This is a genomic window from Streptomyces sp. NPDC002698 (genome assembly GCF_042888945.1).
In the GTDB taxonomy this organism is placed as follows: Bacteria; Actinomycetota; Actinomycetes; order Streptomycetales; family Streptomycetaceae; genus Streptomyces.
This window is the reverse complement of record NZ_JBIAQM010000034.1, coordinates 1-15,991: the sequence shown is the minus strand read 5'-3', so window position 1 is coordinate 15,991 and position 15,991 is coordinate 1. Positions and strand designations below refer to the sequence as shown.

General features: G+C 70.7%; 12 protein-coding genes and 2 riboswitches. Of the genes, 5 read left to right on the top strand and 7 right to left on the bottom strand.

Annotation, left to right across the window (positions count from 1 at the left end; genetic code table 11):
• Nucleotides 1-12 precede the first annotated feature (12 nt).
• From ACFYW9_RS32670 to ACFYW9_RS32650, 5 genes are all read right to left on the bottom strand, one after another.
• Nucleotides 13-729, bottom strand: a complete 717-nt coding sequence (locus tag ACFYW9_RS32670; RefSeq protein ID WP_389158054.1) for a GAF and ANTAR domain-containing protein — start codon at nt 727-729, stop codon at nt 13-15.
• Nucleotides 730-807: 78 nt separating this feature from the next.
• The gene (locus ACFYW9_RS32665; protein ID WP_389158051.1) at nt 808-1,569 is read right to left on the bottom strand and encodes an ANTAR domain-containing protein; all 762 of its coding nucleotides are present in this window, start codon (nt 1,567-1,569) and stop codon (nt 808-810) included.
• Nucleotides 1,566-2,228: a hypothetical protein gene (locus tag ACFYW9_RS32660; protein ID WP_389158048.1), complete on the bottom strand. Its 663-nt coding sequence runs from the start codon at nt 2,226-2,228 to the stop codon at nt 1,566-1,568. Before ACFYW9_RS32660 ends, ACFYW9_RS32665 begins: the two co-directional genes overlap by 4 nt.
• Entirely contained in the window at nt 2,225-2,650 is a 426-nt protein-coding gene (locus ACFYW9_RS32655; RefSeq protein ID WP_389158046.1) for an STAS domain-containing protein, read from the bottom strand. The genes ACFYW9_RS32660 and ACFYW9_RS32655 overlap by 4 nt, the downstream gene beginning before the upstream one ends.
• Nucleotides 2,651-3,605: 955 nt before the next feature.
• Nucleotides 3,606-4,175 (bottom strand): hypothetical protein, encoded by a 570-nt coding sequence (locus ACFYW9_RS32650; RefSeq protein ID WP_389158043.1) that lies wholly within the window; start codon nt 4,173-4,175, stop codon nt 3,606-3,608.
• Between the two features lie 77 nt (nt 4,176-4,252).
• Nucleotides 4,253-4,399: riboswitch (cobalamin riboswitch) on the top strand.
• Nucleotides 4,400-4,439: 40 nt separating this feature from the next.
• Here ACFYW9_RS32650 and ACFYW9_RS32645 point away from each other — a divergent pair.
• The 3 genes from ACFYW9_RS32645 to ACFYW9_RS32635 all read left to right on the top strand — a co-directional run bounded on the left by ACFYW9_RS32645 (nt 4,440) and on the right by ACFYW9_RS32635 (nt 6,598).
• Complete coding sequence (locus ACFYW9_RS32645) at nt 4,440-4,661, top strand: CbtB-domain containing protein (RefSeq protein WP_351873095.1); 222 nt, start codon at nt 4,440-4,442, stop codon at nt 4,659-4,661.
• Between the two features lie 21 nt (nt 4,662-4,682).
• Nucleotides 4,683-5,441, top strand: a complete 759-nt coding sequence (locus ACFYW9_RS32640; protein WP_389158039.1) for a CbtA family protein — start codon at nt 4,683-4,685, stop codon at nt 5,439-5,441.
• A gap of 515 nt (nt 5,442-5,956) precedes the next feature.
• The gene (locus tag ACFYW9_RS32635) at nt 5,957-6,598 is read left to right on the top strand and encodes a superoxide dismutase (protein ID WP_351873088.1); all 642 of its coding nucleotides are present in this window, start codon (nt 5,957-5,959) and stop codon (nt 6,596-6,598) included.
• A gap of 213 nt (nt 6,599-6,811) precedes the next feature.
• Here ACFYW9_RS32635 and metE read toward each other — a convergent pair whose 3' ends face one another.
• Both metE and ACFYW9_RS32625 read right to left on the bottom strand, forming a co-directional pair.
• Nucleotides 6,812-9,130: a 5-methyltetrahydropteroyltriglutamate--homocysteine S-methyltransferase gene (gene metE / locus ACFYW9_RS32630; RefSeq protein ID WP_389158036.1), complete on the bottom strand. Its 2,319-nt coding sequence runs from the start codon at nt 9,128-9,130 to the stop codon at nt 6,812-6,814.
• A 164-nt stretch (nt 9,131-9,294) separates the two neighbouring features.
• A riboswitch (cobalamin riboswitch) is annotated at nt 9,295-9,518 on the bottom strand.
• Between the two features lie 138 nt (nt 9,519-9,656).
• Entirely contained in the window at nt 9,657-12,473 is a 2,817-nt protein-coding gene (locus tag ACFYW9_RS32625; protein WP_389158033.1) for a hypothetical protein, read from the bottom strand.
• Between the two features lie 440 nt (nt 12,474-12,913).
• On the opposite strand from ACFYW9_RS32625, the gene ACFYW9_RS32620 reads away from it, so the two are divergent.
• On the top strand, nt 12,914-14,965 hold the full coding sequence (locus tag ACFYW9_RS32620) for a phosphocholine-specific phospholipase C (protein WP_389158030.1): 2,052 nt from the start codon (nt 12,914-12,916) through the stop codon (nt 14,963-14,965).
• A gap of 52 nt (nt 14,966-15,017) precedes the next feature.
• Nucleotides 15,018-15,857, top strand: a complete 840-nt coding sequence (locus ACFYW9_RS32615) for a phospholipid scramblase-related protein (RefSeq protein WP_328672701.1) — start codon at nt 15,018-15,020, stop codon at nt 15,855-15,857.
• Nucleotides 15,858-15,991 lie beyond the last annotated feature (134 nt).

Below are 15,991 nucleotides of genomic sequence, written 5' to 3'. Positions count from 1 at the left end.
GCGCCAGGACGGTCAGGTCACCAGGCCGGGGAGGGGTTCGGAGTCGTCGATGAAGGCGCGGGCCACGTCGGACAGTCGCCGGTTGTGAGCGCGGGCGTAGCCGCGCAGCGTGGTGAAGGCCCGTTCCATGTCGATGCTCTGGCGTTCGGCGAGTTTGCCCTTGGCCTGTTCGATCAGCACGCGGCTGTTCAGCGCCGTTTGCAGCTGCTCGTTGAGGACGGTGCTGCGATGAGTGGAGCGTTGTTGCAACAGGCTGATGGTGGCGACGTCGGCCAGGGCCTGGGCGACAAGTGTGCCGACCGGGTCGAAGGGGCCGGGGGCGGCGTGGAAGAGGTTCAGGGCCCCAACGGTCTCGTCCCGCAGGCGCATCGGCAGGGCCTGGACGGCTCCGAACCCACTGCGGTGGGCCGCGGTGACGAAGCGCGGCCAGCGGTCGACCTCCCGGGTCAGGTCGGGGACGATCACCTGTGTGCCGGCGCGGAAGGCCTCCAGGCAGGGGCCTTCGTCGTTCTGGAGCTGGAAGAGTTCCAGCAGGCGGACCTGTTCGTCGGAGGCGGCCATCACGCGGAGCTTGCCGTCGCGGTCGGCGAGCAGCACCCCGGCGGCGCTCGCATCGAGCATGCCGACGCAGCGGTCGGTGAGCAGGCGCAGGAAATCGATGAGGTCGAAGTCGGCCACCAGGTTGTCCGCCAGTTCGACGAAGGTCTTGGCCAGGAGCTGTTGATTCATCATGCACATCCTCGATTGGGACCAGTCCCGCCAGGATGGGCGGGAAGTGCAGCACGTTCGTCGGATGGCACCGGTGCGTCAGGTTTCCTCGTCGGCCCGCGTGGGTTCCGCATCCGGGGAGAACCGGAGTCGATGGGCCACCACGTCGGCGGCGACATCGGCGAGCCGACGTCCCCGTATATAGGCGTAGGCACGTAGCCGTACGAAGGCTTCGTCGACGCCGACGCCGAGTTGGACGGTGAGGATGCCGGTGGCCTGGTCGATCTCCGCCCGGTATCCGCCCAGGTCCTCGAAGCCGCGATCCAGCAGTGCGCCGTCGACCGGTGCGCCCGTCTCCTCGATCCGTGCGTCGAGCAGGAGCAGCGTGGCGAGATCGGCGAACGCCAGCGCGTCGGCCAGTTCCTCCGTGCTCAGCACGGTCGGCACGTCGGCATACAGGTCCAGGACTCCCGGGCTGATCGCCCCCATCTGCAGGGGGAGCGCGAAGACCGCGCGCGCTCCGGCTTCCAGGGCCGCATCGGCGAACACGGGCCAGCGGTCCTGCAGTTGACCGGTCAGCAGATCGGGTGTCAGGACGGCCGAGCCGTGGGTGAAGGCGTCCACGCAGGGCCCCTCGCCGAGGGTGAGCTGGAGTTCTTCCAGTTGTTCGCTGATGGTGTCGGTGCTGCAGAGGGGATGGCTTGCGGTGGTCGTGGACATCGCTGATATGCCGGCTCCGCCGACCGGGAGTGCGGCCACGGCGGCGGTGCACACGTCCAGCACGCCGACCCGGGCACCGCGTCGGGCGGCCTGCTCGGCGACCAGTACCTGGACGCGGGCCGAGCGGCTGTCGGACCTCACTCGGGCCACCGGGTCCAGGCGTCGTGTGCCAGTTCCTCCAGTCTCACCGCGGTTCGTTCCCCGAGGGGGAAGACCAGGGCATGGAACATGGTCGGGCCCGGCCGCCACACTTCTCCGACGTCCAGCCATCCCCAGGAACGGAGCGAGGTGAGGGCCGGGTGATCGTCCTGATCCACGAGGGTGGCGCCGAGTGACGCCTGGTGGTCGCCCAGCAGCCGCTTCTGTAACCGGCAGGCCACGTCCTGGTCCTGAGGGTGTGGCTGGACCAGGACGCTGCTGATCGCGAAGACGCCGCCGGACGCGGTGAGTTGCTCAATGCTCTGCGGCAGTGCTCCGTCGAACCCGGTCCACCAGAACCCGTCACGGCGCACCGGGAATCCGAAGGCGCATCCGACCAGGTGGTCGGTCTCCGCGATCACCATGGCGAACCCCGGCCGCCGGATGTCGCCGGTGAGACGGTTCAGGAAGTCCTGACGGCTACGGCTGCGGTACGCCTCGGCGGCAGACGTCTCGCGCGAGTCGACGTACAGATCCGCCAGCCCCCCGCCAAGACCCTGCGCCTGCCAGCGGTTCACGCGCCGCAACCGCACCGCGTCCAGGGTGGACGACTCGCCTGCACGGGGCTTGTGCGGCTGCCCCTGCTCCGGCTGGGCTGTCACCGCACATCGCCCGACAGGACAGCCACCAGCGGAACATTCCGGTGCGGCGCAGCCGGAGCGGCCGGGGCAGGGTCGTCCCCGCGAGACGGTGGCACCTGCCCGAGCGGAAGGCGCAGAAGCCGCAACCCGGAGCCGGTGAGGTCGAGGATCCGGCCCAGTGTCGGTGGCGGATTGTGCAGTAGCAGGATCCCGCCCGCCCCGGTGGTCTTCTGTGCGGCGTAGAGGAAGGAGTTGAGGCCGCTGCAGTCGCAGAAGGTCACGGGGGTGAGGTCGACATCGATGATGCGGATGCCGTCGCTCAGGCACCGTGCCAGTGCTGCGCGTACCAGCGGTGCCGATTCGAGGTCGATCTCGCCGGCCAGGGTGATCAGTGCCCGGTTCTGTCGGTCATGACGGTAGACGGCGAGCTGGGGGAGGGGCATGACGCCTCGGTTCAAATGACCATCAGGCAGCGAGGCGGGGATACCGGGTTTCCCGGACCCTCTTGGCGCGCCGCTGGCAGGGGCGTACGTTCGGCGGAGGCGGAGCAACGGCCGGCCCGGCAACCTGTACGACAGGACAGCGGACTCACCCAGTTCCCTCCAGGGATGCGCCGGGTGACGGACGAAGAGTCCGCTCCTCGCAGCCATCTGTGTCGTGAAACGACAAGCCGCCGGGGTCTAGGACGCCTGTTCGGCAGCATAGACCTCGCGCGGGTGCTCCAGGTGGTCCGAAGCCGCCCGGTCTCAGAATGCGGACGGTGTTAAAGGCCGCTTGCATATCCGGTGTCCTGCACGGCAGTTGGGGGAGTGGCGCGAAGGCGGCGGCCTGACAGCCGCTCAGGTACGGCAGTCCGTGGGCTGCCCGAGGAGAGGCGGCTTCGCATGACGGAGCCGAACGGTTGAACCCTGCGGAAGCCCGATCCCGAAGATCCCCGCATTGGTGTGGGCACGATGCTTCAGACCGCACGGACCGGGCTTCAGGAGCCGTCGGAGACCCGGGGCCGGACGGCCATCGCGGACGGGGTGGTGGGGAAGACCGCCGGGATCGCCCCACGTGAGGGGAGGTCCCCAGTCACCCGCACCATGGGCGCGGTACACGACCGGGTCCCAGGCGGCCACGCGAGCGCGGGACGCGGCGTCAAAGTCGAGGTCGGCGAGAAACCGACTGCCATGACCTCCATCAGATGCGCAAGGACGGTGGAGTTGATGTCGGCCGTCGTGGCCGTCTCAGGGGTGGTCCGCTCATCAAGTGCCGGGTCGAGGGGGAACTGAGTGGTCCACAAACGAGTCAGCAGGGCAGGGGCACCCTGGCTGGGAGCGTTGCCGTGGTCGAGATACCAGGTCGAGCCCTCCCGGCCGTGGCCGACCCGCAGCCGGCGCAACCAGCCTCCCGGCTTCAGGACCGTCTCGTAGACGGTCCGCAGCGTCGTGTGGGAGGTGCGGCTTCTTCGGCGGTCTGCCGCTCGCTGGCGTGGTGCAGAGGCCAGCCCGCGATCTCGGCGAAATTCAGGTGCGCTCGCAGGACCCGCAGAGCGGTCCGTCCCCGCTCCCCGCGCCAGGGCGTGGTCTCGATGCGGTCGAGCAGTGCGGCGAGAACCTTGTAGGCGTCGTGGCGGGAGCCCGGCGCCCTGGTGCTGCCGACCGCTTCCGAGGCGCTGGCCCACACCCGGTGGATGTAGTCCAGGGCGCGTGATTGCCCGGAGCGCAGCGCGATTTGCCGGGCGTGCCGGCCACCCTCCTGCTCGGGGTGCAGCAGCAGTCCAGTCAGTTGGTCGACGGTGCCGCCGACGCGCGTCACGTGGCAGGCGATGGCCGCGATGATCCGGTGTCCGTGTTCGGCCGCGCCCTGGCGGTCCGTGCGCAGGACCGGGCTTCGGCGGTCGGAGGAGAGTCTGCTGTAACTGCCCGTCGCGTAGCGGCCGGTGAGGTCTCCGAGCAGGATCAGATCGGCGGACCCCTTTGCCACCGCTGACGCACGGCCCCCGATGGACCGGCCGCCCGGTGTGAGGGGTAGATCACGCCAGGTGGTGCGGTCTTGGCCAGGTACGCGCCACGCGGTACGGTCGGGTCCGATATCGATGACGTCAAGACGGAAGCCGGTGGGAATCCGGCACGGTCGCGCCACTGTGAACGAGACGCTCCAGCCATGCTGGGCGCCCGTGAGTCAGACCCGTAGGCGTCATCCTGTGCACCACCGAGATGGGACGCGAACTCCCGAGGAGGTCCTGCCATGGCGCAGACCGTCGCTCCGCCGACAGCCACCACCCCCGTCATCCCCGCCAAGCTGCCGCTGACCGCGATAGCCCCCTGGGCGGCCTTCTTCGGCGTCCTGATGCTGGTCCTGCTGTACTTCGTCGGCGCCGAACAGGGCGCCACCTCCGTCGTCTCCGGCGAGAACGTCCACGAGTGGGTGCACGACGCCCGCCACCTGCTCGGTTTCCCCTGCCACTGACGCGAGAGACGACACGCACCCATGAACTCCGCAACGGTAAGAAACCTGCTCGTGCGAGGCATGCTCGCCGGCCTCGCGGCCGGTGTACTCGCCCTGGTCGTCGCCTACTTGCTCGGTGAACCGGCCGTCGACAGCGCGATCGGCTTCGAGGAGGCGCACGCCCACGAGCACGGGCACGAGGTCGAACTCGTCTCCCGCGGCCTCCAGTCCACCGCCGGCCTTGCCACCGGCGTCCTGATCTACGGTGTCGCCTTCGGCGGAATCGCCGCGCTCGCCTACTGCTTCGCGCTCGGCCGCGTGGGCCGCTTCAGCGCCCGCGCGACCGCGCTTCTGCTGTCCGGGACCGCGCTGCTCGCCGTGTACGTCGTGCCGTTCCTGAAGTACCCGGCCAACCCGCCGTCGGTCGGCGACCCCGACACCATCGGCAAGCGGACCACCCTGTACTTCCTGATGATGGTCCTCAGCGTGCTCCTGGCGGTCGGCGCCACCATCCTCGGCAAGCGCCTCGCACCCGGCCTGGGCACCTGGTACGCCACCCTGGTCGCGGTGGCCGCCTTCGCCGCGGTGATCGGTCTGGCCTACGAGTTCCTGCCCGTGGTCAACGAGGTGCCGGGGGAGTTCCCGGCCACCCTGCTGTGGCGGTTCAGGCTCTCCGCGCTGGCCATCCAGACCGTCCTGTGGGGCGGATTCGGCCTCGTCTTCGGCGAGTTGGCCGAGCGTCTGCTGAACCCGAAGCCCGCGGCGGTCGCCTCCGGGCGAGCGGTTCCGGCCGCGAACTGAACCCTCCGGCACACAAGAGGGCCCTTCGGAACCATCCGGGGGGCCTCTCGCGTTTTACGGACACCGGCACCACCGGGGCACGGACGTGGAACCGGATGGCGGATACCCGCACCGCGTGACAGCGGTACTGCCGCGACGCCATCGAGGTCCGGCCGCCTGAATCTCCAGGGGGTGAGGCGCCGCACCCGGCCTGTGCCGACAGCGAGGGCGCGTGCCGGTGTTCCCGGCCCGGTCGGGCCGAGCCCGTCCTTCTTCCGGTCCGGACCGCGAGCACGAACACCCCGCGGTCCGCCGACTGTTGTGCCCTCCGTGCGGCCCGAGCTCCGGATCGGCGACATGGGGCCCGTTCGTCGTGCCCGGGACCCGGGACCCGGTGCCGGGTATCAGGTGGCAGGTGCTTCCTGGTGTCCCGGCGGCACGGTGAAAGTCCCGAAGCATGATCGGCATGGCCTCCCTCTTGCTGCTAGCGTGCAACTGCATACTATTGGCAATAACGAAGTCGAAGGATGTTGGACATGGCGGTGTACACGCTCCCGGAGCTTCCGTACGACTACGCGGCGCTCGAACCGGTCATCGACCCGCAGATCGTCGAGCTGCACCACGACAAGCACCACGCGGCGTACGTCAAGGGCGCGAACGACACCCTGGAGCAGCTCGCCGAGGCGCGGGACAAGGAGCAGTGGGGCTCGATCAACGGCCTGGAGAAGAACCTGGCCTTCCATCTCTCCGGGCACATCCTGCACAGCATCTACTGGCACAACATGACCGGCGACGGCGGTGGCGAGCCCCTCGCGGCGGACGGTGTCGGCGACCTCGCGGACGCCGTCACCGAGTCCTTCGGATCCTTCGCGGGCTTCAGGACCCAGCTCACCAAAGCCTCTGCGAACACCCAGGGTTCGGGTTGGGGCGTCCTCGCCTACGAGCCGCTCAGCGGCCGCCTGATCGTCGAGCAGGTCTACGACCACCAGGGCAACGTCGGCCAGGGCTCGACGCCGATCCTGGTCTTCGACGCCTGGGAGCACGCCTTCTACCTCCAGTACAAGAACCAGAAGGCCGACTTCATCGAGGCCATGTGGGCGGTCGTCAACTGGCAGGACGTGGCCCGGCGTTACGCCGCCGCCAAGGAACGCGGCGACAGCCTGCTGCTCGCGCCGTGAGGCCGTAGGCACCCACAGACGTCCTGCTCGTGATCGTCTTCTCAACCTTCACGTGGCAGGCGGCAAGGAGAAGGGCTCCCGCGAGGACGTGACTTGCGGGAGCCCTTTCGCCCGCAGTGACCCATGGACGACTCGACCGGGACCGCTCCCGTGGTTCGGCCGCCCGCCGGGGGCCGGGGCGCGCGTGGCGCCCCGGCCGCTCGAAGGTACGGATCAGGAGGCGGGCAGTTCGCCGCGCACCGCGTGGGCGGCGGCGACCAGGTTCTCCAGGGAGGCTCGGGTCTCGGGCCAGCCGCGGGTCTTCAGGCCGCAGTCGGGGTTCACCCACAGCCGTTCGGCGGGGATGGCCTTCAGCCCGGCCCGCAGCAGTCCGGCGGCCTCCTGCGCGCTGGGGACGCGTGGGGAGTGGATGTCGTACACGCCGGGTCCCGCCTCGCGCGGGTAGCCGTGCGCGGCGAGTTCGCGGGCCACCTGCATGTGGGAGCGGGCGGCCTCCAGGCTGATGACGTCGGCGTCCAGGTCGTCGATGGCCTGGACGATGTCCCCGAACTCGGCGTAGCACATGTGCGTGTGGATCTGCGTGTCCGGGCGCACCCCGCCGGTGCTGAGCCGGAACGCCTCCGTGGCCCAGCCCAGGTACGACGGGCGGTCGGCTGCCCGCAGCGGCAGGGTCTCGCGCAGGGCCGGCTCGTCGACCTGGATCACCGAACTACCCGCCGCCTCCAGGTCGTTCACCTCGTCCCGCAGGGCGAGGGCGACCTGACGGGCGGTGTCGCCGAGAGGCTGGTCGTCGCGGACGAAGGACCAGGCGAGCATGGTGACCGGACCGGTGAGCATGCCCTTGACCGGCCGGTCGGTCAGGGACTGGGCGTACGTCGTCCAGCGCACCGTCATCGGTTCGGGCCGCGTGATGTCGCCGGCCAGGATCGGCGGCCGGACGTAGCGGGTGCCGTAGGACTGCACCCAGCCGTGCCGCGTGGCGAGGTACCCGGTGAGCTGCTCGGCGAAGTACTGGACCATGTCGTTGCGTTCGGCCTCGCCGTGCACCAGGACGTCCAGACCGGCCTTCTCCTGGAAGGAGACGACCTCCTGGATCTCGGCCCTGACGCGCTCCTCGTAACCGGCCGTGTCGATGCGGCCGGCGCGCAGGTCGGCGCGGGCGGTGCGCAGTTCGGTGGTCTGCGGGAAGGAGCCGATGGTGGTGGTCGGCAGCAGCGGGAGACCGAGGTGGGCCCGCTGGGCCGCGGCGCGCTCGCCGTAGGGCTGGGACCGGCGGGCGTCGGCCTCCGTGACGGCGGCGGCGCGAGCCCGTACCGCGGGGTGGTGCGTGATCGGCGAGTTCGCGCGGGAGGCCAGGTCGGCACGGTTGGAGGCGAGTTCGCCCGCGATCGTGCCGGTGCCCCGGGCGAGGCCCTTGGCGAGGGTGACGGTCTCCGCCGCCTTCTGGCGGGCGAAGGCGAGCCAGCGCAGGATCTGCGGTTCGATGTCCCGCTCCAGGACCGCGTCGATCGGGACGTGGAGCAGGGAGCTGGAGGCCGACACGTCGACCCGGTCGGCCAGGCCGAGCAGGGTGCCGAGGGTGGACAGCGACGTGGCCAGGTCGTTCACCCAGATGTTGCGGCCGTTGACCACACCGGCGACCAGGCGCTTGCCGGGCAGTCCGCCGACAGCGGCGAGGTCGTCGAGGTTGGCGGCGGCGGCCTCGGTGAAGTCCAGGGCGAGACCTTCGACCGGGGCCTTGGCCAGTACCGGCAGGGCGTCGCCGAGCCGGCCGAAGTACGAGGCGACCAGGAGCTTCGGCCGGTCGGTGAGCGTGCCGAGCCCGCGGTAGGCGCGCGCCGCGGCGTCCAGCTCGGCCGGGGTTCGGTCCTGGACGAGGGCGGGCTCGTCCAGCTGGACCCACTCCGCGCCCGCCGCGCGCAGGTCGGCGAGGACCTCGGCGTACACCGGCAGCAGCCGGTCGAGGAGGGTGATCGGGTCGAAGTCCGCCGGCACGCCCGGGGCGGGCTTGGACAGGAGGAGGTAGGTGACCGGGCCGACCAGCACCGGGCGGGCGCTCAGCCCGAGGGCGAGTGCCTCCCTCAGCTCGGTGACCTGCTTGGTGGAGTCGGCCGTGAAGACGGTGTCCGGGCCCAGTTCGGGCACCAGGTAGTGGTAGTTCGTGTCGAACCACTTGGTCATCTCCAGGGGCGCCACGTCCTGGGTGCCGCGCGCCATGGCGAAGTAGCCGTCCAGGGCGTCCGAGTAGGCCGTGGCGCGGTGGCGGGCGGGGATCGCGCCGACCATGACGGTGGTGTCGAGGACGTGGTCGTAGTACGAGAAGTCGCCGGTCGGCACCTCGTCGATGCCGGCGTCGGCCAGCTCGCGCCAGTTCGCGCGACGCAGTTCGGCGGCGGTGGCGCGGAGGGCGCCGGCGGTGACGCGGCCCTTCCAGTAGCCCTCGATCGCCTTCTTCAGTTCCCGGTTCGGACCCTGGCGCGGGTAGCCGTACACGGTGGCCCGTGCTGCCGCGGCTGCGGTCTCGGTGGTCACGGAGATCTCCTTCGCGAGATGAATCCCTGAGATCCCGGCAACGGGACGCGAGCGCGAAGGGGTGACGAACCGGACGGAGGCGACACGGCTCGGAACAGCGCGGTCGTCCGCCGATATGCACGCCGACCCGCCCACGAGGTCACCGGGATGTCCGCGCACGAGTGGTTCGTGCGCGGGCAGCGGGCAGGTCTTCGGACTTGCGGGCACGTCCTCCTGACGGAGGACACCTACTGGCCGTCGCTTCCCGGACCCTGTTCGTCGGGTCCAGTGCGTATGACGGCGGTCGTTCCCGCTCACCGCTGCGGGGCAGTCCCGGATTCCCACCGGGTTCCCTCTTGCGACGCATCCCGCCTGGCGGACGGGGCGAACCAGCTGCACCGGCCACCCTACGGGGTGACGTGCCGAAGAGGGCGGCACATCCATGATCCGAACGCCGGGCCGCGAGACAGGAGGCCCGGACGCCACAGGGCGGGGAGCACCGCACGCGTGCTCCCCGCCCTTCCCTGCGCCGCGACCTGATGGAGCGTCAGGACACGCTGTCCACCGGGCAGTCGAAACGGCCGCCGGGGCCCCAGTGCGTGGCGTCCCTCGCTCCTTGGGAGAGCACCCCGCAGGTCAGGTCCGTGAGCTTGTCTCCGGCGGGGGTGATCTCGCGAATGTGGATCTCCTTGTTCGGCGGGTAGTGGTGATCGCTGTCCAGGGTGATGACCCCGGATTCCCCCACGTAGTTGTGGATGCCGGGATCCTGCAGATGGGTGACGAGCGCCCTGGGCGAGAAGCCCGGGTCCGTCGAGACGATGGCGTTCATGGCCTCGGAGAGGATTTTGACGGCGTCGTATCCGAGCGCGGCGTCGTTCTCGGCGGACAGGTGGAAGGCCTGGCCGAACTTCTCGCCGAAGGGCCCGTCGGGCAGCGGGAGGCTGAACTGGTTGTAGAAGAGCTTCAGCGCGCCGTATTCCTTGCGCATCAGGCTCGGATGCAGGATCACGTCCGGCGCCGGGCTCTCCGCCAGCACCGGAACCGGGGCGACGCGGGCGCGGCAGGCCTGGTCGGTCTGCATGTGCTCGAAGAGGTCCTCCATGACGCTGGAGCGGCCCGCGTACAGGACGAAGCCGCCCGTGCTGTGGACGAGTGCGCAGACGGTGCCGGCGATGGCCCGTGTGGTGCGGCCGTTCTCCATCTCGCCGTACTTCACGAAGTGCACCGGCCCGGTCGAGCGGTAGGCGGTGTCGAACCGGTGGGCGAGGTCGGCGCTGAAGTACTCGTCCTTGGGGTCGTAGACCACGACGGCGGCCGGACCGGAGTCGCCGGGAGCCGGGTCCGTCAGGGCGCGCAGCTGAGGCGAGTGGCGGGCGAAGGACGCCATGACCTCGGCGATGCGCGCGTCGGGCGGCGAGAGCTGGAAGTACGACACGGGCGAGTCGCCGTCGACCATGCGCTGGCCCGAGACACCGGTCCCGAGGACGGTGATGCCCTGGGCCCCCAGTTCGATCGCGGCCTGCTGGGACTCCGGACGGCTCTGGTGAAGACCCATGACGGCCGCGATGTGGTCCCGGCCCGCCCGGTCGACGATCATCTTCGCGACGTCCACGGTGCTTTTGTTGCTCTTGTTCAGGCCGCCGCGCGAGCCGTAGTGGAAGGACTCGCCGGCGTTGGCGACGAGCAGGCGTACGGGCACCTGAGCCTTGAGCCGGCGGCTGTTGACGTTCTTCTGGGCGAGCAGCGCGCCGCGCAGTGTCTGGAAGCCGATCGGCGCGGTGCGCTTGGACGTCGAGCCGACGCTCAGCGGCGCGAAGAAGACGACCGTGCGGTAGGGCCGGTCCGTGTCCACCTTCGCGTTCTGGTCGCCGAGGATCTCCTCCAGCTTCCGCAGGTCCTCCGCGTACTCGCCGTGGGCCAGGTCGCAGCCGTCGTTGCCGTCGGTCAGGCCCACGACCTCTCCGGTACCCACGTGCCGGCAGGAGGCCGCCAGACTTCCGTCGGGGAGGAGTTCCACCAGTTCCCGGGACAGGACGAGACCGCCCGCGCCCAGCATCACCGCGGCGGTCGCGGCGGCCACCGGACGCCACCAGTCGCGGACAAGGGGAGGACGGAAGTCCACCGTGGCGGGCAGGGGCACCTCCGCCGCCGGGGCGCCGTCGTCCGGGGTTCGCGGCAGCGCCAGCACCCGCACCGTGTCGGTGGCGTGGCCGGCGGCCGCGGCCGAGAACGGCGAGGTCGCCTCATGACCTGTCGGGCGGGTGCCGAGGGAACCTCTCTGCGCGGGCAGCGCCCGAAGCGGCGGACTCGCGGCGTACGGGGGGAGCTCGTCCGTGGCCGCGCCCAGCACCAGCAGCGGACTGCTCTCGATGTCGTGGGCGACAGCGGCGTACGTGTCCAGGAACTCCCGGCAGGCGGATCCCGCGCCGCCCACGGCCGGCAGGAGCACCACGAAGGGCCATGCGCGCCGGGGGCGGAGGCGGCTCCACGCACGGGGCCTGGCCGCCTTCGCCAGGTCGCGGATCAACGCGGTGAGCAGGATCTCGCGGACCAGCTCCTCCTCGCGCGACTCCACCGCGTGCGCGGGCCGCGCCGCCTCGTGAGCCAGGGCGAGCCGGTGCGTCACCCGCAGGTGCACCGCCGCTTTGAGGAAGCCGCGGCCGGGCACGTCCAGCATGCGGCCCACCCACGGGTGGCGCCTGTCGACGCGCATGCCGTACCACCGGCGCCACAGCCAGCCGGCCACGACGCTCAGCAGGCGGAACGGAGCGCCCCACCATCCGTCCATGGCCTCGCCGAGCTGCGCGACGGGGAAGGCCTCGTGAAACCTCGCGGCGTACGCGTCGCACAGCAGCTTCCGCAGGGCGTGCCGCTGGCCCGCCGCGTCGACTTCCTGGACGGTGGCGCGCAGGACCGAGAGACAGGTGTCGAACTCGGGCAGCCGCAGCGCCCCGGCACCCTCCGGCATGGACTCCCTCAGCTGCTCCGCCACGTCCTCCAGCAGGAGCAGGTGCGGCCCGTCCTCCCGCACGCCGGGCCGGTCCGGCCCTACGTCGCCGACGACCGCGTACGGGGCGAAGTGGGTGCCGTCCCGGTGGGCCCCGTCGCCGGTGGACTTGAGGCGCTCCATGTAGTCCAGCACGAGTGGGGTGAGCCCCGGATCCGGCTCGGCGGTGTCCGTGACCGCGCCACCGTCCGCCACCCGGGCCAGCAGCAGGGCCGGGAGCCCGTGCTCGCGGGACCGGTGCCGGCGCGACGCGCCGGCCCGGCGGTCGATGAGGTACGGGTCGAGCACCCGGACGATCCGGTGGAGGTCGGCGGACGCGGTCCGGTGTCGCTCGTCGCCGAGGGGTGGACGCGGCAAGTGGAACCTCCAAATGGCATATGTCGAGGGGGTGTTGCGTGAGTCTATGAACGGAATGTGCGGTACGGCTGATTTGCCGCTAGTTGACCGCTAATGAAGTACCGCGTGCGCAGTGCGCTCGCATTGCGACCGTCCGCACGCCGCCTGCCGCGCCGTGGCCCGGCGGCCGGACGGCCCGGCGGGAACTCGGCTGTTTTCCGGTGTCCCCCGGCGTGGCGCCGGCCGTCGCACCGACCGTCGCCGGTGTCGGGGCCGGCGCGCTCTCCCCGTTCGCGGCCGGCGCTCAGGCCTGTCCGGATCCGTTCGTCTCGCGTACCGCCGACCTTCACACGAGGGACAGGGCGCCCTTTCCTGACGTTCGGTGCGCTTGGAAAGCTTCCTTCGCGCACCTTCCGTCAGCTCCGGCCCATGGGCCCGTCAGGACAAGAGGTCACCCACTCATGCCTCAAGTGAATCGGCGCCGATTCTTCCAACTCGCCGGTGGTACAGCGGCGTTCACCGCGCTCTCCAGCAGTGTCCAGCGCGCGGCCGCCGTGCCGGCGCATCGACGCTCGGGCACGATCGAGGATGTCGAGCACATCGTCGTCCTGATGCAGGAGAACCGTTCGTTCGACCACTACTTCGGCTCGATGAGAGGCGTCCGCGGCTTCGGCGACCCGCGTCCGGCGAGCCCGGCCGGCACCAAGCCGGTCTGGTACCAGTCGGACGGCACCAAGGACGTGCTCCCCTTCCGCCCGGAGCTGGACGACCTCGGTCTCGCGTTCATCAAGGACCTCCCGCACGGCTGGAGCGACGGGCACGCCGCGTTCAACAAGGGCAGGTACGACAAGTGGGTGCCCGCCAAGTCGGCCACGACGATGGCGTACCTGACGCGTGAGGACATCCCGTTCCACTACGCGCTGGCCGACTCGTTCACCGTCTGCGACGCGTACCACTGCTCGTTCATCGGCTCGACGGACCCCAACCGCTACTACATGTGGACCGGTTACACGGGCAACGACGGCAAGGGCGGCGGCCCGGTCCTCGGCAACGACGAGGTGGGATACCGCTGGACCACGTACCCGGAGCGGCTGGAGGCGGCCGGGATCTCCTGGAAGGTGTACCAGGACATCGGCGACGGGCTGGACGCGAACGGCTCCTGGGGCTGGATCCCCGACGCCTACCGGGGCAACTACGGCGACAACTCACTGCTGTACTTCGACCAGTACCGCAACGCCCGGCCGGGCGACCCGCTGTACGACAAGGCCCGCACCGGCACCGACGCCCGCAAGGGCGAGGGGTTCTTCGACGCTCTCAGGGCCGACGTGCAGGGCGGCAAGCTGCCGCAGATCTCCTGGATCGCCGCTCCCGAGGCCTTCACCGAGCACCCCAACTGGCCCGCCAACTACGGCGCCTGGTACATCTCCCAGGTGCTGGACGCGCTCACCTCCGACCCCGAGGTGTGGAGCAGGACGGCCCTGTTCGTCACGTACGACGAGAACGACGGCTTCTTCGACCACCTGGTGCCGCCCTTCCCTCCGCAGTCCGCGGCGCAGGGCAAGTCCACGGTCGACGTCGGCCCGGACCTGTACGCGGGCGACGCGAGCCACGCGGCCGGACCCTACGGGCTGGGACAGCGGGTGCCGATGCTCGTCGTCTCGCCCTGGAGCAAGGGCGGTTACGTCTGCTCCGAAACCCTCGACCACACCTCGATCATCCGGTTCATGGAGGCCCGGTTCGGGGTGCGCGAGCCCAACATCTCGCCCTGGCGGCGCGCCGTCTGCGGCGACCTCACGGCCGCCTTCGACTTCGCGCGGAAGGACACCGGGCCGGTCGCGCTGCCCTGCACCGACGGCTACCGGCCGCCGGACGGCGACCGCCACCCGGACTATGTGCCGACCCCTCCCGCGAACCCCGCCCTGCCCCGGCAGGAGCGCGGCTCGCGCCCGACCCGCCCGCTCAAGTACGCCCCTCTCGTGGACGGTTCGGCGGACACCGCGGCCGGTAGGTTCACGCTGACCTTCGGCTCCGGGCCCAAGGCGGGCGCGGCCTTCCTCGTCACCTCCGGCAACCGCGCCGACGGCCCCTGGACGTACACCACGGCAGCGGGCAGGACCGTCTCGGACACCTGGAACTCGGCCTATTCCGGTGGCTCGTACGACCTCACGGTGCACGGTCCGAACGGCTTCCTGCGCACCTTCAAGGGCGCCAACGGGACGGCGGGACCGGAGGTGGCGGCCCGCCACACCGGTTGCGACGTCGAGCTCACCTTCGTGAACAAGGGCGCGTCCACGGCGACGCTCAGGCTCACGAACGGCTACGGCGGACCGTCCCGGGTCTTCCGGGTCGGGGCGGGCGCGACCGTGAAGCACACGGTGGACCTGCGGGCGAGCGAGTGCTGGTACGACCTGAGCGTCGTCGCCGACGGCCGGGCGGGCTTCCTGCGGCGATTCGCCGGACATGTCGAGAATGGCCGGCCCGGGGTGAGCGACCCCGCCCTCATCACTGTCTGATGGGTCCACAACTGACCGTTGTTTTCCGGCCAGGCCACGGTAGGGTGCCCCGGTGACCACGCAATCGAACACTCCTGCAGGTTGGTACCCGGACCCGAACGGGAAGTCCCAGACACAGCGTTACTGGGACGGCTCGCAGTGGACCGACCAGGAGGCCCCGGCCGGGCAGCAGGTGCCGCACCAGGGCACACCGCCCCAGCAGCCCTTCCCCCAGCAGGCCACCGCGCCCGACCCGCGCGTCCAGCGCCAGGTGCAGCAGCAGGCCGGGGTGGCCCCGAGCGGTGTCGGCGGCGGCACGCTGTTCACCGAGCCGGTCCTGGTGGTGAACCAGAAGGCCAAGCTGATCGAGCTGACCAACGAGTACAAGGTCATGGACCAGCAGGGCAACCCGGTCGGCTCGGTCACCGAGGTCGGTCAGGGCGTGCTGCGGAAGATCCTGCGGCTCGTCTCCAGCCTCGACCAGTTCCTCACCCACCGGATGGAGATCCGCGACGCCCACGGCCAGCCGCAGCTGCTGCTGACCCGGCCGGCGAAGATATTCAAGTCCCGCGTGATCGTGACGCGTCCGGACGGTTCCACCGTCGGTGAGATCGTCCAGAAGAACATGATCGGCAAGATCAACTTCGCGATCAACGTGGACGGCCGGCAGGTCGGCGCGATCAAGGCGGAGAACTGGCGTGCCTGGAACTTCGCGATCGTCGACGAGTCGGAGAAAGAGGTGGCCCGGATCACGAAGACCTGGGAAGGCCTCGCCAAGACGATGTTCACGACCGCGGACAACTACGTCCTGCAGATTCACTTCCAGCTCCCCGAGCCGCTGCTGAGCCTCGTCGTCGCGACGGCGCTGACCGTCGACACGGCGCTCAAGCAGGACTCCCGCGGACTGGGCTGACAGGTCTCGGCAGTGACGGAAGGGGGGGGGGGGGGGGGGGGGGGGGGGGCCGGCCGGGGCGCCCCCCCCCCCCCCCCCCCCCCCGGGCCCCGGCGCGGCCCCCCCCCCCCCCCGGGGGCCGCCCCCCCGCCCGG

What these genes read in the sequence shown, in the direction of transcription:
- ACFYW9_RS32635 (WP_351873088.1), top strand. Translation starts at nt 5,957, where the DNA reads ATGGCGGTGTACACGCTCCCGGAGCTTCCGTACGACTACGCGGCGCTC.
- ACFYW9_RS32655 (WP_389158046.1), bottom strand. Translation starts at nt 2,650, where the DNA reads ATGCCCCTCCCCCAGCTCGCCGTCTACCGTCATGACCGACAGAACCGG.
- ACFYW9_RS32670 (WP_389158054.1), bottom strand. Translation starts at nt 729, where the DNA reads ATGAATCAACAGCTCCTGGCCAAGACCTTCGTCGAACTGGCGGACAAC.
- ACFYW9_RS32620 (WP_389158030.1), top strand. Translation starts at nt 12,914, where the DNA reads ATGCCTCAAGTGAATCGGCGCCGATTCTTCCAACTCGCCGGTGGTACA.
- ACFYW9_RS32640 (WP_389158039.1), top strand. Translation starts at nt 4,683, where the DNA reads ATGAACTCCGCAACGGTAAGAAACCTGCTCGTGCGAGGCATGCTCGCC.
- ACFYW9_RS32645 (WP_351873095.1), top strand. Translation starts at nt 4,440, where the DNA reads ATGGCGCAGACCGTCGCTCCGCCGACAGCCACCACCCCCGTCATCCCC.